The sequence below is a fragment of the Haloplanus natans DSM 17983 genome, from assembly GCF_000427685.1.
Classification (GTDB): domain Archaea; phylum Halobacteriota; class Halobacteria; order Halobacteriales; family Haloferacaceae; genus Haloplanus; species Haloplanus natans.
Window position 1 is genome coordinate 213,910 of the sequence record NZ_ATYM01000003.1, and the last position, 19,366, is coordinate 233,275.

At 62.3% G+C, this 19,366-nt stretch carries 14 protein-coding genes and 1 pseudogene; 10 read left to right on the forward strand and 5 right to left on the reverse strand.

Annotated features, from left to right (window positions below; all coding sequences use genetic code 11):
- Positions 1-48: 48 nt before the first annotated feature.
- The 4 genes from HALNA_RS00855 to HALNA_RS20775 all read right to left on the reverse strand — a co-directional run bounded on the left by HALNA_RS00855 (position 49) and on the right by HALNA_RS20775 (position 3,990).
- Positions 49-1,275, reverse strand: coding sequence for an ABC transporter permease (locus HALNA_RS00855; RefSeq protein WP_049934324.1), 1,227 nt, complete (start codon positions 1,273-1,275; stop codon positions 49-51).
- The gene (locus HALNA_RS00860; RefSeq protein WP_049934325.1) at positions 1,272-2,501 is read right to left on the reverse strand and encodes an ABC transporter permease; all 1,230 of its coding nucleotides are present in this window, start codon (positions 2,499-2,501) and stop codon (positions 1,272-1,274) included. Before HALNA_RS00860 ends, HALNA_RS00855 begins: the two co-directional genes overlap by 4 nt.
- A complete protein-coding gene (locus HALNA_RS00865; protein WP_049934586.1) occupies positions 2,494-3,237 on the reverse strand; it encodes an ABC transporter ATP-binding protein in 744 nt (247 codons plus the stop codon). Before HALNA_RS00865 ends, HALNA_RS00860 begins: the two co-directional genes overlap by 8 nt.
- 489 nt (positions 3,238-3,726) lie before the next feature.
- The gene (locus tag HALNA_RS20775; RefSeq protein ID WP_049934327.1) at positions 3,727-3,990 is read right to left on the reverse strand and encodes a hypothetical protein; all 264 of its coding nucleotides are present in this window, start codon (positions 3,988-3,990) and stop codon (positions 3,727-3,729) included.
- Between HALNA_RS20775 and HALNA_RS20985 the strand changes: the two are divergent.
- A pseudogene (locus HALNA_RS20985) lies at positions 3,972-4,232 on the forward strand (zinc ribbon domain-containing protein); the annotation flags it as partial. The gene HALNA_RS20775 and the pseudogene HALNA_RS20985 overlap by 19 nt on opposite strands.
- 327 nt (positions 4,233-4,559) lie before the next feature.
- On the opposite strand, the gene HALNA_RS00875 reads toward HALNA_RS20985, so the two are convergent.
- Entirely contained in the window at positions 4,560-4,859 is a 300-nt protein-coding gene (locus HALNA_RS00875; protein WP_049934329.1) for a hypothetical protein, read from the reverse strand.
- Between the two features lie 1,168 nt (positions 4,860-6,027).
- On the opposite strand from HALNA_RS00875, the gene HALNA_RS00880 reads away from it, so the two are divergent.
- The 9 genes from HALNA_RS00880 to gvpO all read left to right on the forward strand — a co-directional run bounded on the left by HALNA_RS00880 (position 6,028) and on the right by gvpO (position 19,340).
- On the forward strand, positions 6,028-7,584 hold the full coding sequence (locus tag HALNA_RS00880) for a prolipoprotein diacylglyceryl transferase (RefSeq protein ID WP_049934330.1): 1,557 nt from the start codon (positions 6,028-6,030) through the stop codon (positions 7,582-7,584).
- Positions 7,585-7,766: 182 nt separating this feature from the next.
- A complete protein-coding gene (locus HALNA_RS19090) occupies positions 7,767-8,294 on the forward strand; it encodes a metal-dependent hydrolase (RefSeq protein WP_169718990.1) in 528 nt (175 codons plus the stop codon).
- A gap of 201 nt (positions 8,295-8,495) precedes the next feature.
- Positions 8,496-10,574, forward strand: coding sequence for a PGF-pre-PGF domain-containing protein (locus HALNA_RS00885; RefSeq protein WP_084509831.1), 2,079 nt, complete (start codon positions 8,496-8,498; stop codon positions 10,572-10,574).
- A gap of 574 nt (positions 10,575-11,148) precedes the next feature.
- Positions 11,149-13,284, forward strand: coding sequence for a hypothetical protein (locus HALNA_RS00890; protein ID WP_049934332.1), 2,136 nt, complete (start codon positions 11,149-11,151; stop codon positions 13,282-13,284).
- Positions 13,285-14,008: 724 nt separating this feature from the next.
- On the forward strand, positions 14,009-16,243 hold the full coding sequence (locus tag HALNA_RS00895; RefSeq protein WP_245575966.1) for a choice-of-anchor I family protein: 2,235 nt from the start codon (positions 14,009-14,011) through the stop codon (positions 16,241-16,243).
- Between the two features lie 197 nt (positions 16,244-16,440).
- A complete protein-coding gene (gvpA, locus tag HALNA_RS00900; RefSeq protein WP_049934333.1) occupies positions 16,441-16,671 on the forward strand; it encodes a gas vesicle protein GvpA in 231 nt (76 codons plus the stop codon).
- 80 nt (positions 16,672-16,751) lie between these two features.
- Complete coding sequence (locus HALNA_RS00905; protein ID WP_084509832.1) at positions 16,752-17,861, forward strand: MucR family transcriptional regulator; 1,110 nt, start codon at positions 16,752-16,754, stop codon at positions 17,859-17,861.
- Positions 17,858-18,904 carry a gas vesicle protein GvpN gene (gene gvpN / locus HALNA_RS00910; RefSeq protein WP_049934337.1) on the forward strand — a complete coding sequence of 349 codons (1,047 nt, stop codon included), beginning with the start codon at positions 17,858-17,860 and terminating at the stop codon, positions 18,902-18,904. Before HALNA_RS00905 ends, gvpN begins: the two co-directional genes overlap by 4 nt.
- A 25-nt stretch (positions 18,905-18,929) precedes the next feature.
- A complete protein-coding gene (gene gvpO / locus HALNA_RS00915) occupies positions 18,930-19,340 on the forward strand; it encodes a gas vesicle protein GvpO (RefSeq protein ID WP_049934338.1) in 411 nt (136 codons plus the stop codon).
- Positions 19,341-19,366 lie beyond the last annotated feature (26 nt).

Here is a 19,366-nt window from a genome sequence, read left to right on the forward strand (position 1 = left end):
ACCAGCCCTACGCGCCGACCGACGCGCTCGCTCGTTCGTTCGGGTCACTCACCCCGAGAGCACAGCGAGTGGTTCGAGTCCACGGACGCGCCAAGCGGCTGCCACGGCTGCTACGATAGCCATCACGACTGCAAGCCCGAAGCCGGCGGCGAAGACCCACGGAACGACGGAGACGACGCCCTCGAACCCGACGACCCGAGAGACCACGGCGTTGAGGCCCTGAACGGCTGGGACTGCGACGAGGAGCCCGACCATACCACCCACCACACCGAGCATGAGTGCTTGGACGGTGATGATGCCCGCGAGCGTCACCGTTGACAGGCCGAGCGCTTTGAGTGCGGCAAAGGTCCGTCGCTGCTGTGCCACGACAGACAGTAGCAAATTGACTGTCAGGGCTGCACCGGCGAGGACGGCAAGGAGAATCAGGCTCGCGCCAGCCGCGAGCACGACGGCCTGTCGCCGCACCGTCTGTCTGAGTTGCTCTCGGTTCGTTCGAACCTCGTAGGCGGGATGTGCCCGTTCGATGTCGGCGGCCACCCGCGTTGGCTGTGCGCCATCGGCCAATCGAACCGGGATCATCGTCGCACGGTCGCTGCCGGTCGTCCCGGTAATCGTTTGAAGTTCGCTCAGATGGAGGACGACGACCGGACTCCCGAGGAACTGCGCGTACGCCCCCGAAGTGCCGACGATCCGGAACTCGTGCTGTCGGGCGCTGGCGAGCGTCCCGCCGATGTACAGCGTGTCGTTCACCCCCACGCCGTACCGATCGGCGAGACGTGGGTCGATGACCACCTGATGTGTCATGGTCCCGTTGTACGTCCCGTTGGCGTAGTGCTGGTCATACCGAGTGAATCCGTGGCCCGATTGGATACGGGCGCCGGAGTTTGCCGGCCCTCCGACGCCGATCACCGTCTCGAACGACGACCGATTTGGTGAGACATAGACGGTCTGGAAAGCCAACGCTCTGGCGGTCGAGATGTCGTCGCGGCCGCGCAACTCCGCGGCGACGGTGTGGGCCTCGACCAGCCCGTTTTCGACGCCGCCGACGGTCCCGGGCGCGAACTCGAGGGGGCCACCCGTCACCCAGAGGTCGCGCCCGGCGGCGTCGAACTTCTGCTCACCGGTTTCGATCACGCCGAGGCCGACGCTGGCGAGCAGGACGGCCGCAAGTACGGCAAGGGCTATCCCACCGACAGCGAGTACGGTCCGCGTTCGGTCAGCAGTGAGCTGTGCCCACGCGAGCCCGATCCAAGCACGAGGGCCGGCGAGCGTCACCGCGAGAGCACCTCCAGGGCCGGAACGCGACGATACAGCCAGACGGGATAGAGCGCCGCGACGATGCCGATCCCCAGTGCGATCGCGACGCCGTAGCCGAGCAGTCGCGGATCGACGAGCGCGGGCGCCACGCCGAGGTACTGCCCCGAGACGAGGTTCACGGCTTCGATGCCGAGGACGCCGAGGCTCACGCCGAGGACGCCACCCACGACCGTGATACTCAGTGTCTCGACGAGGACGAGCACGGTTACGGACCGCGCACTATACCCGAGTGCCGTGAAGACGGCAAGCGTCTCGCGGTCGCTCAGCAGTTCCAGTCCCATCATCGTCGCGACGAAGAGGACGCCCACCACGACGCTCGTCACGAAGGCGGCGAGGGCAATGGCCAGCGGAAGACTGGAAAGCGAGGCCGTCTGTGAGAGCCCGGTCCGCGTCACGACTGTCGTCCCCGGATAGACGGCTTCGATATCCGATTGGACGCTCGGATCGGTCGTGCTCACGAGCAACTGACTGGCGGCATCGCCCGACGTCGCCCCCGAAATCGTCTGGAGCTCTGACAGATGAACGATCACGACCGGAACCGGTCCGACACCCGTTGAGACGTCGTTCTCGGCGACGCGACGCACGGTCAGCGTCCGCGCCGTGTCGCCCGTTTCGACGTCGAGTGTGGCCGCGCGCTGGACGTCGAGCACCTCGGCCGTTGCACCACTGATGACCGCCTCACCAGTCCATGGGCCACTGTACGTCCCGTTGGCGTAGTGTGGGTCGCCGGAGGTGAGACCGCGGGTCGAGAGACCGGCAACGGTTCGTGGCGTCTCGGGGACGACGATACCCAGCGCAAGCACGTACGCCCCCTCACCGCCCCCGTTGGTGACGCGTATCAAACTGGTTTCGACTGGCGTCGCGTACTCGATGCGGTCGTCGCGCGTGAGGCGCGTGCTGGCCGCGTGAACGTTGCCGAGCTTGGGGCCCTGCACGGAGGCGGCGATCGCTGTCGGCGTCGTGGCGTCCGGTACTACCCAGTAGTCGACGTCCTCGCTCTGGATAGCGGACTGTGACGCCAGCCCGAGTGCAATCCCGGAGACGGTCGTCATGAGCGCGATCGTGACGGTAACAGCAGCGACGGCCGCGAGAAGCCCACCCGAGGTATTCGTCGTCAGGCGGGCTCGAATCCGACGAACGCCGATTGTCGTAAGTCCGTACAGCCGAGTGAAACGCCTACGCATCGTCGACGATACGCCCGTCACGGAGGCGGATCACGCGGTCGGTCCGCGCCAGCGCTTGGTCGTCGTGCGAGGCGAGGACGACCGCACACGCGTCTGTCGCCTCGTCAACCACGTCAAGGACGCGCGCGCCCGTCTCCGTGTCGAGTTCGCCCGTCGGTTCGTCGGCAATAAGCAGGGCTGGCTCCGTGACCAATGCCCGGGCAATAGCGACCCGTTGTTGCTCGCCCCCACTCAGTTCTCCTGGCGCGTGCGTAGCCCGATCACCGAGCCCGACGCGGTCGAGCAGGGTGTCGGCCCGACGGTGACGCTCGCGCTTCCGGACGCCATGCTCGACGAGCGGCAGAGCGACGTTACCACGCGCGGAAAGCGATGGAACGAGATGGAACCGCTGGAAGACGATGCCGACGTGCTCGAGTCGGAGCGCTGCGCGCTCGCGCTCCGAGAGGGCCCTGGTATCGATGCCGTGGATGGCTACCGTGCCGCGAGTCGGGACATCGAGTCCGGCAAGCAGATACAACAGCGTCGACTTGCCGCTGCCACTCGGTCCGGACACCCCGACGAACTCCCCAGAGTCGATAGCAAGCGAGACGGCATCGAGGGCGGTGACGGTGGGCTGTTGCCTCCTCTTCAGTACCGGGTCGGTGCCGCGGGTGTACGTCCGAGTCACCTCGTCGCACCTGACGACTGGCGCGTCGGGCGCGGACGCCGCCGTGTGAGTGGTCGATCGGTTTGCCATGCGGAAGGGCACTTTTCGTATGTGCCGTCCGCCAACATATATGCTCTGCCTCGTGGCGACGCGTCACTCGCGAGTCGAGACAGAGCGAAAGTCCACAGCGAGAGCCGGGACACGGCTCTCCCGGTGCTGTCGCTCGCGCAGGGACCGGCGTCCGGCCGTCGGTGTCCGGAAGTGCCCTTACCGAATGGTTTTCGAACCGCAATCGGGACAACGGGTGAGCTTCTCGCTCTCACGGACGAGATCGTCCCGACCGCAGTTGAGGCAGATGCGAACGTTCGAACGCATTGATGCTCTAGCTGTTAATAGAGAGTGAGTCAGGTAAAATGGCTTCGTGTTTCATAGAGATTGCGAGGCGGATACCCCGACCCTTGAGCTCGGGGATGAAGCCGACAACCGATGACACAAACCACGCACGATGGCAAGGCCGACTCCCCCACATCTAAATAAATATCTTTACCAATAATAATAAACGTCGTCCGCAACATCCAGCTAAAGCTTGACGTTCCCGAGGACGCTCACAGCGTTCTCGATGAGACGTTCGAGCAATTCCAATAGGCGGCCCAACACGTCGCTGAGGCTGGATGGAGCGACGACCCCACGGAGATCGAGGACATCAAAAACGCGCTCCACGAACAAACCTACACAGCGGTTCGAGAGCAGACCAGTCTGCAAGCCAGTCTCGTCCAATCCGCCCGCAACCTTGCTGCCGACGCACTCAGCAACTGCAAAGACCGAATCCTCGACGACGGTCACAGCGGTGCAGTCACGGCGAGTGCGGGTTCACGCACGAGGACAACTGCACTGGTGACGAGGTCGAGTGCCTGAAGTGTGGAAGGGAACTCCACGCGGATTATAACGCCGCTCGGAATATCGGGTGGCGTCTTGTCCAGGACTGGCTCAAGTCTGGTGCTGGACGGGCCACCAGTCAACTGGCCTTCAAGTCAGGGACGCTGAACGCGAACGGCGATTACACGCCTTCCGCCTTGCGCGGATAGAGCGGGCGTCCACTGACAAGCCTCGGGGCTTGACCCCGAGGCGGTTGACGATAGCAAGCATCAATGGCCGACGGGAGCCATACGTCCTGACATCCTCCCGATAGCCACAACAGGAGGTCGTTCGAGTGTCTGCAATGCAGAGACGAGCACCACGCGGACTACAGCGCGAGCGAGGGCATCGGCTTCCGGTATCTCTGTCGTCGGCAAAACGCAGGCGACGGACGCACCGGTAGGTGCTGCGCCAAATCGGGGGACGCTGAACGTGAGTAGGGAGTACCCGCTCGCTACCGATGGCTTGAACCGGAGTCCACGCGGAAGCCCGCGGCTTTACTCGTGGGGAGCTTCCGCGCTGAGTCTGAACTCCGTAATCCGATGCTTACGGTGGCGCTCGACGGTCTCGACGGCAAAGGGGAGTTGGAACTCCTCGGTGTGCGCCTCGCATCGAACTACGACGGTGTCGTCGCCTACCGTCCACTCCAGCTCGGCGTCGTCCCCCTCAACCACGATGGTGGCCGCCGAGCCGCCGTCGTCGTACTGTCTGACGAGCGGCGGCTCGTCCGCGAGCAGTTCGTTGAGGCTGACGCCCCGACGCTCTGCCTGCTTCAGCAGCCGGTTGAGCCGCTTCATTCTTCGCCGTGCTGCGAACTTCTCTCGACCGCGTAGGCCCTCCGAGTCGCGGTCAGCACTCAAGCTGCTGTTCGGACGCCGTCGCTGTCGTCGCGGCCGTGGCGCTGGGCGCCGGGCGATCGATCGCCGTTGGACGGTTTGCTCGATATCAAACTCGAAGTCGGTGTTGTCGACCGCCTGGAGCAGTCGCACGATGTTCCCTAGTAATTTATCCATGGATTCGTCTGACACTGCTAGCTGCGTGCACGCTACTCGCCGTCCCCCCTCCTGTGCCCGTTTCACCCTTTGACCGCGGCACCAGCACGGGTAACTGGGAGGCGCTCCGGCCTCGGGCCGTAGGATCGCCTGCTCGGTCACGATCGGGATCTCCGCCCGGGAAGCAGTTGTCTGCCACGTGCACACCCCGTGAGCCGTGTCTGCCCGACGGACTGTCTCGATCCGGTGACCCACCGAGTGAGACGACTGCTTCGGTCGCGCCGCATCAACGTAAGGGGAAACGTTCATCGGTGGGACAAGACAGAGATTGGCTCCGCAGTCTAATAATTGTTTACATAACACGAGTCTGGCCCAAATACCACTTTCGGCGGTTCAGGGGACCTGTAGCTGCGTCTTGAACGTTGGCACGTCCGATCGCACGGCTACCAGTCGATGCAGTCGGTCGCGACTCCACAGGAACGACGACTGTGTTCAAGTTATCTCCGAAACAGGCACTAACACCTGCCGTTCAGGGTGACATCCTCGCCGCGCTAAAGGGCGACGCTTCCCGAGGTTCCGATGTTGCTCCGGTCACTTCCGATGGTTGGGAATCTAAGGTTTGTGACCGACGGCACTGGCGGTGCCACGCTACCGATACTCGTCCCTGGCGTGGGGTAGCGAGTTATCTGGTTGTTTTGTGTCGGTCGGCGCGGTCGGCTCACTGTTTTGATTTCGGCTCTCGCCGTGGCAGACACCGAGTCAACTGCCAGTTTTCCGCGCATATCCATTGATATGACGCGATGGGATCTGAACCTTCGCCATGCACAGTGAAAGTAACCGAAGACGGGCGCTGTATCCCCGCGCTGAAGCGCGAGGTTTTAGCGCCCTTCACCGCAGTACATAAGGACCGTGTCGTCATATATACCCATACCCAGAAACAACTAAGTCAAGTCAGAGTGTCAACGAAACCGAAATGGACGCCGTAGAGCGCTTTCAGCAACTAGCCCACGTCCTCGGTCAGGCAGACGGGACCGAAGCCGCGTTCGTCGACATCGAGGTGATGAGCGTTGGCACCGACGCAGAGCCAGCCGACGCGAGTGTAACGCTCGAGGTGGACTTACGCGCCGACGGTTCTACACGTACAGAGGGAGTCACGTTCGCCAAACCGACCATCGAGTCGTTCGACGATGGACAACTGCAGGTAAGTTTCGACCTCGAGGTGACCGACGTCGAGAGCGAGTGCACGAGTCGAAGTTCACCGCCCGTCGCGCGGACCGACGGCTCAGGAGTGAGACACCGACGGGACTCGTCTCCGAGGCGAACGCCCGCGATGCCGGCCGTCGGAATCCCCGCGGTCGTCTCGCCGTCACGACGGGCAACAACCGCTCCGACCGCTGGTGATGACGCGCGCGATACCGAGGACGTGGGCGCGAACGGCGACGCGACCGACGACGGCGTCGCCAACTCAGGCAAGAGCACCGGCTCCGAACCGACCGATACAGCCACCGGAGTCGATGCGGAGGCGCCGCCGACTGTCGAGGGCGACGTGGCGGCGGAGACAGTCGACGACATGCCAGCCGACGACGCGACGACGATGTCCGGCGACGAAGCCACGGTCGACAGTGAAGCCGACGAATGCGGTTCGAATGAGCCCTCTGTCCCAGTGCACCGCGACCCGGAGCACCTCCGAGCCGTATACGATCCCGATAAAACGTTCAAGCAGATGACCGCCGAACTCGGCGCAGACGTCACCCCACAGACCGTCCGTGCCCAGATGATCAAGCACGACATTCACGAGACGCGGACGTACGACTGTGATAGAGTGTCCGGGCACGCAAGTGACCGCAGCGGGGAACGGACCGAGACGGCGGCCGACGACACAACCCCCGACTCGTCCGCCGAGCAGACGGCACCGGACAACGAGAAGAGCACTAACGGGACGCCTGCGTCTGCCGGTCAGGTGTCGAGCGAGACCCACGACCCGGAGCGCACCGCCGCTGCCGCCGACTCCGCGGTGGAGCCCGACTCGCCCAAGGGAGACGGCGACCCGAGCACGCACACAGCCGAACGAGATACGGTAGCGTCCGCCGCCTCGTCGGCCGACGACGCCGGCGATCAGGCGCACCCGTCCACAGACTCCAAAGAGAACGACCTTCTTACCGCCTCCGGGACAGCAGCTACATCCACGGATGCGTCCGTGGCCGAGGGCAGTACCGATCACCTTGCCGACAGCGAAGCCGGTGCTGATACCGACACACCGACGACAGACGACCCAGCCAAGGCAGCCCCATCCCTTCCCGAGGAGTACAGTCATCTAGATGTGACGACGCCAGCGGTGTACGACGCCGTCGAAGGGGCAAAAACGTTGTACGAGGTGGAGCGAGCACTCGACATTGACCGTGACACCGCCCGTGAGTTGCTCTCTGCGCTCGACTTACTCGACCTCGTGACAGGGCGGCTCGCAACCCGAGAAGCAAAGCCAGTTTCGGCGGCGGAGATCAGACAGCGAGCGCAACTGTCAGGTGAGTAGGCATCGGGTTGATTTCCCCCGATTCGCGGAGCCAAAGACATCTGATAATGATATTTTCGGGGACAAACAGTACGACGTTGACATATGACTTCGATTGAGCGCGGCTGGGCTGTGGACACGATGCGAGATACGCCATCGAGGGAGACATACAGTTTTTATCATAGCTCACTAGAGTGTACTACGTGTTTCCACTGGGTCATCTCGCTGTTGGGTATCTCTGTTACGTTGGCTATTGTCGATACGGTGGACGGCCGACGACACTACCTGCACTCAAGATACTGTTCATTCTGGCCGTCGCAACACAGCTTCCGGATCTCGTCGATAAACCGCTTGCTCACGTCGGAATACTTGCGAGTGGGCGCTCGCTTGGCCATTCGCTGCTGTTCCTTCTGCCCCTCTCAGCAACCGTTTGGTGGTTCTCAGTAAGCCGCGAGATGCAGCACATCAGTGTCGTCGGCACGCTTGGAGTCCTCTCACACCTTGGTGCCGATTCGTACCGAGCCATCCTGAGCGGTGACTGGGCGGCATTGCGCTATCTGTTGTACCCCCTGATCTCGCCAGTGACGTATCCAAACGACGGTGTCTCACCAGCACTCCGCATCTATCGTCATTACACCACTCCCCAGCTCACTGTCGAGACGGCGGTCATTCTTCTTGGGCTCGGCATCGCAGTTTGGCAGTTCGCAGCCACTCCTGAACCAGCGGCATGACCTTGCCGCCGTGCGTCGGTGACTGACCGACAGTCTGGGGGAAAACTATTCGCCTCGGTTGTACTAAATAGATGGCCACTGGGCGAGTAGCCGCGCTCGGAATTCGCTGCGGTCGGTGGAAACGGAGACCGTTGACGGTTCGGACGGCGGCCGACGAGGAGCGACGAAACGACTATACGTGCCCGCTTTGCATCATTCCCTATGGTCGCTGACGGGATTCGGACTGCGACAGCAGTGTTGCTGGTGGTATTATTAGTGGTCGGAAGCGTCTCCGCATCGACGGGCGGTGCTGTCGCGGACGACGCGACCCCTGGCCATGCCGCTATCTCCGGTGACAACTTTCTAGATGTCTCTAACAACGTCGAGATGTGGGACGGTGCGGCGCTCCCGCTTCGAGTGGATCCCCAGAAGGGGCAGACGGTCGTCGACAACGCTGAGACGTTCATCAGCGTGGAGGAAGACGGTGCAGACGGCCCACGAAACCGTCAGAAGCGGGCCGTCTATGGTACGTCGACGCCGCTCACCCTGAATTTCGATGACACGGCTGTCGCCCCAACCGACCAGTTCAATGGGAACGAGACGTCGCTACTCGTTGCCCGCCTCGACAAGGACAGCCCCAGAGTACGCCAGATTCTCAACGACAACGCGGCTCTCACCGTCAGCCAGGCGCTCCAACTCATTACCGGACAGAACGCGAACGGGAACGCCACGTTTGCACAACGGCCGGCGGGGACGATCAGGGGAGGCTCCCTCAGTACGGATTACGATGCCAGCACAGGGACCGCGAGCGGACCGGGTGTCTACCTCTTCTTTCTCGTCCAAGACTACAACGAAACCAGTGGAGGATGGGACGGGAACATCCCCAACAGCGGGGTCGAAGTAGACGCCAGCGGGAATTTGACCGTTCGAAGTCCGGTTCGACTGCTGGGTGTAGACGGCGCTCTCGTTCAGAAGACGGTGGCCTCGGCTGCGCCAACACGAGAGACGGTCGTCGGTGGCGCCGACATCGAATTTGAGGTGGACTCGACGCTCCCAGCGGAGCAAGTAAACCACACCGTCGTCGTCTACGACAAAGAGACCTACACGAGTTCGATCAAGCGGACGACGGTCAGGAATCTCACCGCCGACCTCACGTCGGAGGACGTCACTATCGAGCGGCAAATCGCCGATGTCAACGGCGTCGCGGACGTCGGCGCGCAGAGTTCGCTGGCGGGGATCGAACTCGACAATGGCAAGGTGTCCGGTCCGGTCGGCGGGATCAATATTATCGACTTCGTCGCCGAGCAACTCGCTGCCGATGAGCCGGTCGATGGAGTGGCTCAGTCGGTCGACCCAGTGACCATGGACGCATCAGTAACGTCGATCCGAGCGACCGATCCAGGGACGCTGACCGTCGAGACGTTCGGTAACTGGTCGCCCGGAACGTATCGGTACGTGTACATGGCAACGGGAAACGACACGGCGACTGTCGCGACGAAGACCGGAACGATCGAAATCCAGCGAGCAATCGCCAGCAAGGACGAGACACTCTCGAACGAGAAGAGTATCAATATTTCACTCGAAGATCGGGCGGCCACGCGTAACGTCTCGGAGGTCACGCTAGAGTTCGACTCGAACGTCTCCGGGACGATCCGGGTTTCCGAACTCTCACAACCACCGAGTGGCACCCCCGAAGTCCAAGGAACGAACGTCGCAAGTCCGGCCGTCGCGACGTATCTGGACATTACCGTCCCGAGCGGCGAAGAGGAGACGTCGGCGACGATACGGACGACGGTCAACAAGACCCGGCTCGACGAAGAAGGACTCGCTCCGAACCAGGTGTCGATCTGGCGGTACGACGACGCGAACGGGGAGTGGGTCGAACTCGAGACGACTGTCGTCGCCGAAACCGACACGGACGTCACGTTGTCCGGGACGACAAGTGGTTTCTCGACGTTCGCTGTCGCCGAAGCCGACACGTCCGCTTTGACCGGTGGTGACGGTGGTGACGGTGGTGGCGGTGGTGGACTCATCCCTGACCGGACGGCGACGCCGACACCAACGCCGACGCCCACGGCGACGCCGACACCAACGCCGACGCCCACGGCGACGCCGACCCCGACCGCCGAACCGACCGGCACGGCAACCCCAACGGTCACACCTGCGCCGACGGCAACGCCGACGGAGGCGCCAACGACACCGAGCGAGCCGAGCGGCGGCGATCCCGTTCTGTTGGTCGGCCTCGTGGTCGCCTTGATCCTGCTGGCAGTAGCGGCGTTCATCCGGCGACAGACACGTTGACATCCACACACTAGGCGGTGAGGATTTTCGAGCGTGGAGATGTTGTGATTCGCAACCCACTGTTCGCTCGGTGTGAAACGCCCCGAGATTCGATCGAACAGGTAGGCTGCTGGCCGTGCCAACCGACCGTTACCCATCGGGTGATTCCCCCTTGTCAGCGGCGTCCAACTATCGTCGGGGGGCAGGCTGATGCCGAGGGCGGGTTCTCGACCGTAGCTGCCGAAAAACGAGATCATACGTACTGGCTAACGCGTAACGTTAGCTGGATTTGATATACGCCCGTCATACGGGCGTCACACAAATCATTATTATTGCTGGAGAAGATGTAGAACTGCGGTAGTTCGGCGAAAGCAGGCCGCCTGAGAACCTCAACGCCGGCGGCGGCACGGACCATCCAGCGGCTCCAGGAGTCCCAATGAACCAACAGCGCAGCCGTACCATGTTAGGTGGATCGAAGCGTCTCACTGCACGGCGAACGGCCATCGGGATCACAGTCGTCTGTCTGATACTCTCCGCCGCGGCCCCCGTCGCTGCAAGTGCCGGTTCAGTTGCGACGTCGTCTGAACCCCAGGCAGTGAGCGAGCATGCGAGAGGACAGGTCGACACTGCCACTGCCTCGACACCGTTCCAGGCAACAGTAGACACCGACGGCGACGGTCTCACCGACGAGGAGGAACGGGCACTCGGGACCGATCCGAACAGCGTCGATACCGACGGCGACGGCCTCGGTGACAACACGGAAACGAACGGCGGAACGGCAGTTGATACCGACGACGATGGAAAAATCGATGCTCTAGACCTCGATAGCGACGGCGACGGGATTCTGGACACCGAGGAAGGAACGAGCGAAGATGATAGTGCCTCCGGCGATCAAGACTCTGTCGTCACGGATCCAGTGGACACCGACGGCGATGGCACGCCCGATTTCAGAGATTTAGATTCGGACGGCGACGGCATCTCGGACGCCAACGAGACCGGCGGGAATGCCGACGGTGACGACCTTCCGAACTACCGTGATCTAGACTCCGACGGTGATGGCATCTCCGACACCGACGAGGGAACCGGCGATCCCGACGGCGACGACACGCCGAACTTCTTAGACACTGACTCCGACGGTGACGGGATTAGCGATCGCACGGAGACGAACTCGACTGGGAAGCTCGTCGACACAGATGCTGATAACGTCTCGGACTTTCTCGACTCCGACTCGGACGACGACGGAATCCCCGACGCCGTCGAGGGCACGACCGATACGGACGGTGACGGTACACCGAACTTCCGTGATACGGACTCCGACGGCGACACGAAACCCGACGCGAAGGAAGGAACCGGTGACGTCGACGGTGACGGCATCGCGAACTATCTCGACGCTTCGGATACGACGGGGCCCAACGGGGACCGCGACGCGGACGGGCTCACGAACCGACAGGAGAGTATACTCGGCCTCAATGCGTCCGCGGCGGACTCCGATGGCGACGGTATTACAGACGACATCGAAACGAGGGGTGGCCAACGGATAGACACCGACGGTGACGGCACCATCGATGCCCTCGACTTGGACAGCGACGGCGACGGGCTTCTGGACAGAACTGAGGGTGCTGGTGACGCCGACGGAGACGGGCTCAGAAACTTCCGCGACCGAGATTCCGACGGAGACGGGTGTAGCGATGCGACCGAGACGACCACCGACCAAGATGGCAACGGGATTCCGTCTTTCCTCGATCCCAACGAGTTTGCGAGCGCGTGCGACGCCGCTGGTGACGATCCGGGTGGGGGGTCAGACCCCGGCGATGGCGACGACGGCGGCGACGGCAGCGACAGCGACGACGACGATTCGGACGATGGAGGAGTTCCCGACGACGGCGACGCCGAGCAGCGAGACTCCGATGCAGATACCGACGGCCAACCACCCACAGACGACCGGGCGCCACAATCGACCCAGACAGCGGCCCCAGTTGACGGAGACGCGACGACGGGGACTGCCGAGCGGGCAACTGCAGGGCCGCCGACTGACGGTTCACCTTCCGGAGACGGGAGAGAAAGTGAACTGTCGCCCGACGAGTCACCGGATGATCAAGAAGAGAGCCCAACGGCGCTGCCACCAAGTGACGAAATAGACCTGGCGACGACACCCGAGGCGCCTGGGTTCCCGTTGGTGGGCGCTGGTGACTCGCAGATCAGGTTGTACCCCGTTTCGTTCACCATCCCGTGGTACGCTCTACTTTTGCTTCTCGCGCTCCTCGGAACGGACGTGATCTATCGCCTCGAGACGCGATATCAGCTACGTCTCCCGCAACTCGATTCGGACGTAATTCAACACTTGAGCAGAGGGATACCGTGGTTCGTCTGGATTCCATGCTGGGCCGTGCTTTCGACATCTTCCGGAAACAGAGTGCTCCGCTCGTACTACCGGCTTCGGCGGACGGTAGCCGACCGATACGGGTCCAAGACCCGTCTGAGGGGATCATTACAGCGAGCGGATATTCCGCTTTCCAAAGCAGAGCAGCGGGCCGTCCGGCGGCGATTTTGGTGGCTGAGCGTGCTGTACTTCGTTCTCGCCCTCCCGGTTGCAGTCGCCGCGGTTGCGATCACCTCGTACGTCGGTGTCGACGGACTCCTGAGACTCGCGCTGCCAACCGTCGTGCTCATCGCCACGGTGGTGATTATTTATGTTGCCCCGGTCGTCGCCTCTCGACTCGGTGTTCGTTGAGAAGCGCCGGCCGTCGTCTTGCAACTGTCGGGAAGAACCTGCACCGGGTGGCTGCTCCCGAACCGTCCTCGCTGACATGTCACGGGCGGAAGATTCCTGAGCGTACGTCGTGAATCGTCTCGGGTCAAGCCCCGGGCATTCGCTCGGCCGCGTGTAAACGACTACGGGTCGGGTGACCAGTGGAACTCTCGCTGTTCTCTTCGGAGACGGCACAGCCGGACTATCGCCGCGCTACAGCCCTGCCGGCCGTTCCCGCGTGGCTCCCCTGGCCTCGATACGCTCGCCTGAGTCTCACATCGGACGGTCCAGCGTAGTCGTTGATCCCTGCTTCAGCGCGTGTGAGGCGTCGGCGTACGACCCAGCGCGGCTACTGCTCGGCGCAGGGGTGATGCCAGTATCGTATCGGCGGACCGCCCGGCCCCGTTTGGGAATCTCGACGAGGTGTGATGCCCGTAACAGTGTTTACTCAGTAGACGTGGTACACAGCGAGCGGCCTCCTGCCCGACAAGATGCTCCGCCGGCCACGGCTGCGAGGCGTTCACTGTGCGCGTACTTCGTACGGTACGGGGCGCGGTCAAGAGCAACGTAGTGCTCCGGACAGCTATTATAAACGGTATAATATCCGAGTTCGGTTGCCGCATGTGCAATGTTTGAAGAGAAGCTCAGTCGGCGGAGAGTGTTACAGGTATCAGGTGGCGCATTGGGGACTGGACTGCTGTCTGCGATGGCGGCCGGGCGAACTCCTGACGAAGCGCTCGCGGCCACGGCGATTGATAGCTTCGATGGCGGCGCCGCGCCGATGCTCGAACCCATCGGGCGGTACGAATCCGGTCTCTTCGACGAAGGGGGTGCGGAGATCGTCGATTATCACCCGCCGACGCAACGACTGTTCGTCATCAACGCGGACCTCGGCGGCGTCGACGTACTGGACATTGCAGATCCGACGGATCCGGCGAAGATCGGTGAACTCGATGTCGCCGGTGAACTCGCCGGCGTGAGCAAGGCCAATAGCGTATCCGTTGCCACCGAAGTTATTGCGGCTGCGCTCGAGGCAGACACTCCGCAGGATCCCGGTGAGGTCGGGTTCTATGACCCCGAAACGCTCGCGTTCTTGGGCTCGGTCACGGTCGGTGCCTTGCCCGATAAGGTGACTATCACTCCCGACGAGCGGTATGCACTCGTTGCGAACGAGGGCGAACCGAACGAGGAGTATTCCGTCGATCCCAAGGGCTCGGTCAGCGTCATCGACATTGCCGATGGCGTGGGCTCAGCTAGCGTCGAAACCGCCGGCTTCGACAAATACGATGGAATGGAAGACGAGCTACGTGGCCAGGGAATCCGCATTTTCGGCCCGGACGCGAGTGCATCCCAGGACTTCGAGCCGGAGTACATCACAGTGACCAGTGACTCGAAGACTGCGTGGGTTTCGTTGCAGGAGAACAACGCACTCGCAGCCGTCGATATCGAGCGCGCGGAGGTCACGGATCTCCTCCCACTCGGGTATAAAGACTACAGCCTCGCGGGCAACGAACTCGACGCCAGCAACGAGGACGGTGGGGTCAACATCCGGAACTGGCCCATCAACGGCATCCTTCAGCCGGACTCGATCGGCGTGTACAGCGTCGGCGGAGAGACGTACATCGTCACGGCGAACGAGGGCGACAGCCGCGACTACGACGGCTTCAGCGAGGAGGCGGAGGTCGGTGACCTCACGCTCGATCCGGAGGGATTCGACTTCGACGCCATCGAGGGTATCGACAGCGTCGACGAGCTTCAACAGCCCGAAAACCTGGGACCGAAAGGCGTGACGACGACACTCGGCGACACGGACGGCGACGGGGTGTACGAAGAGATCTACGTCTTCGGCGGCCGTTCGTTCAGCATTTTCAGCGCCGACGGCGAGCAAGTGTTCGACAGCGGGAGTGATTTCGAGCGGATCACGGCCGAGCGATTCCCCGAGAACTTCAATAACGACAACAACGAGAGCGACCCCGACGGACGCAGCGACAACAAGGGTCCTGAACCCGAAGGACTCGCCCTTGGCACGGTCGGCGACCGACACTTCGCGTTCATTGGTCTAGAACGAATCGGCGGCATCATGATGTACGAGATCACCGACCCTACCGCTCCCGTCTTCATCCAGTACATTAACGAACGGGACTTCTCCGTCGATATCGAGACGGAGATTGAAGACGGTGACGCACCCGCGAGTGCTGCGGGCGACCTCGGCCCGGAAGGGCTGACTTTCGTGACTGCCGAGGAGAGCCCGATCGATGACCCGCTCGTCGTCGTGGGACACGAGATTAGCGGCACAACGACAGTCTTCCGGGTAGCGACCACCGTCGTTGACCTTCCGTCTGTTGCGATCGGACACGAAAAGGCCGCGACCGTCGATCTGACCCTCCAGAGCGCAGTAGACGGCCTCGCAGGCAGCCGGCTGACCGTTTCGGTTGATCATCCCGACGTCGTACGGATTAGCGGAGCTAGCTACCCCGAAGAGTTCAGCCTTACCCGCACCCCGAATGTCAGCAAGGATGGAAGCTCGGTTGAGCTGGTGTTGGCCGATATCGAGGAGAGCGTTCAGCCCGGCGCAGTGGACGTCCCACTCGCGACGATCGACCTCGTGGGAACGGGCACCGGAACGACCGATCTGACAGTCGAGGTTGAGGCGTTCGACGACGAGTCGGGCAGCCCGGTCGACGTACTCGCCCACGACGGGGTGGTGGTCACCGGACCGCCGTTGACTCCGGGCAGCGAGGGCTTACCCACCGATCCCGACGGCGACGGGCTCTACGAAGACATCAACGGGAACGGACGACTTGACTACGACGACATTGCTCTCTTGTTCAGGGAGTTCGACTCGGATGCCATCCGCCTGAACAAGGAGGCTTACGACTTCAACGAGAACGGCAAACTCGACTACGACGACATCGTCGAACTCTATCAGGACGTCCAGTAACTGGAGCAGGTAGCCGGACGGACCCGGTCCGTGTGAGGCCTCCTGACGACCCACACCCGGACCAGGTTCTGTGACGACGGGGGCTGCCCTCGGTAGTTACCTACAGCTGCATTATTCAGCCTCACGTATCACTTGCCCCAATAGTTAGGACTCATGGTAAGTTTTATTTACAACCCCTTGCAACAGGGGAATGCATCATGGCACAACCCGATTCGTCCAGCCTCGCGGAGGTATTGGACCGCGTCCTTGACAAAGGTATCGTCGTCGACACGTTCGCACGAATCTCGCTTGTCGGGATTGAGATCCTGACGGTGGAGGCACGTGTCGTCGTCGCCTCCGTCGACACGTTCCTCCACTACGCAGAGGAAATCGCGAAAATCGAACAGGCGGAACTGTCTGCGGGCGTCGAAGCGGCGCCCGAGGCCTGACGGTCGGTTGCTGACCGGATAGCCGGCCGTATAGCCTTTCGATCACCTCCCCCTGCTTTCTGAATCCAACAACACCACCCATGAGCGTACGAGACAAGCTTGAGGATATGGCTGAAACCCGCGAGACGTTCGAGGACGCACGAGATGAGTTCCATCGGTACACGCGTTCGTTCGCCGCCGACGTAGAGCGGAAACGCGACGTGAGCGAGTTAGAAGCTGCCGCCGCCGACTTCCGTACGGACATCGGACAGACGCAAGCGTCGTTCGAAACCTACGGTCGGGCGTTCCAAGCCGATGTCGACGCCCGCCGCGACGAGATTGGACAGGTACGGGACGCATTCTCGGCCTTCGGAGACGAATTCGCGGCGGACGTGGCGGCAATCAGAGACGTGAGCGCGTTGCACGCTGCCATCAGTGAACTGCGTTCGGAGATGAACGCGACTGGAGAGGCTTTCGGGGCGTACGCGACGGAGTTCGCCGCTGACGTCGACGCGATCCGCGACGTTACCGCGCTCCTCGACGCAATCGAAGAACAACGGGCCGCATTCGCCGCCGAAGCGGAGTCTTTCACTGCATACGCCGACGCGTTCGAGTCGGACGTTGTCGATCGCGAGGCCGGCATCGACGCGGTTGCCGACGCGTTCGACGCATACACCGCGGAGTTCCACTCCGAGGACGTCCAAGACCTGCTCGACGCCATCTCTGCGCTGTGCAGTGACATCGAAACGCTACAGTCGGAATTCGACGCGACGGAGGCGACTTTCGCCGCGTACGTCAGTACGTTCTACGGGGCGGCCGAAACGTCGACGGCTGAAGCTCCGGCCGGCAAGCAGGTGAGTGACGACGACACGGCCGCACCTGACGGGCCAATCGACATCCCGGTCGAGACAAACGACCCAGAGTCGGCCCCGGCGAGCGATGATGAGACCGGAACCAGTATCGCCAACGAAACCGACGACAATAGTTCACCGTCGACTCGAGCGGCGACGAGTACCGAGAGCGACGGCGACGGAAGCCACTCGGTTGGCGATGACGAGGTCGAGCCCGAAGACGGCGTAGAATGCTTGGAATGTGGCGAGTACTATCAGGCAATCACCGACTCGCACCTGCGAACGCACGATATGACGCTCGATGAGTACCGTGACGAGTACGGCGATGACGTGCCACTCCGGCCGGAGGATAGCCAATGACGGATGGATCTCGCGACCGGAAGGTCAGAGGTGCGCAGATCCGATCGTCACGGGAAGACAAGCGGAAACGGCGCTCAACGACGCGCCACGACAAGGAACTCGATCGGTTGACCAAGCCGACTACGGCGACGACTGAGCCGGAACCTGACTCGCATCTGGAGGAGACCTTCATCCCGGACGAACAGCCGTTCGTCGAGACGGAGTCGGTCAGGCGGATCAAAACCCGAACGCAGCGGTGGTTGGCGGCTGATCGGCCAGTCCACCTCGTCGGGCCGACAGGCTGTGGGAAAACCTCGCTTGCGATGCACATCGCCCGACAGCGCGACCGGCCGGTCGTCTGGATCAACGGGGATGCCGACCTCACGACTAGCGACCTAATCGGGGAGTACGCCGAAACTGAACGCGTCTCGGAACGCGATAAGTACATCCACAATGTGATGAAAAGTAAGGACATCGTCCGGGATCGATGGGTGGATAACCCGCTCACGCTCGCCGTCAGGGAGGGAGCGACACTCGTCTACAATGAGTTCTCGCGAACCAAGCCCGCCGCGAACAACGTCTTGTTGTCGGTGTTTGAGGAAGGCGTCCTCGAGTTGCCCGGGCGACGCGGTGAGGATCGCTACGTCGATGTCCACCCCGAATTTAGAGCGGTGCTCACCTCCAACTCCGTCGAGTACGCCGGTGTGCACGAGCCCCAAGACGCACTGCTCGATCGGCTCGTAGGCATCTACATGGATTTCTACGACCGGGAGACTGAGCGTGAGATCGTGCGCTCGCACGTGAGCGACGTTGCGAACGACGACATCGCGTACGTCGTCGAACTGGTCGGTCAGTTGCGTGACCGACTGGATATCGACGTTGGGACGCGAGCGGCGATCATGGCGGCGGAAGGTGTGGCCGTCACCGATGCCCCCGACGACGAGGCGCTCGTTGAGGTTCTCGTCGACGTTCTCGCCTCGAAGCTTCCAGACTACGAGGCGGTCAAAGACCTGCGAAGTCAGGTAGCCAACGTCGTAAGCGATACCGAAGGCGACCTTTCTTAACGCCTCGCAACAGTTCCGTGTTTATATGACCGAGCAACCGAGCGACGCTGGTAATCCGACCGATGCGAAAGGCGACCAGCCGGCAGAACGAGTCGGAGAAGCCAGAGATGGCGACGAGGCGCCGGAATCGACGCCACCAACAGGACACGACGACACCGCCGCCGATACGCCGTCGACGTTCGGCATCAGTGACGCACAACAGAGAGCTCGGGAAGCCGCCGCCGAGCTCTTAGAACACGAATTCGAGGGAATCATCAAGGTTGAGCCCGACGACAACCGCTGGCGAACGGTAGTCGAAGTCGTCGAGCGCCGCGCCGTCCCCGACACTCAGGACATCATCGGGCGGTATCAAATTTCGCTCGACAACGACGGGGGCGTCACTGGCTACGAACTGCTTGCCCGGTACAAACGGAGTGACATGAAAGAAGAGTTCTAGGTGTCCCGTTCTCGCAACGGGTGACA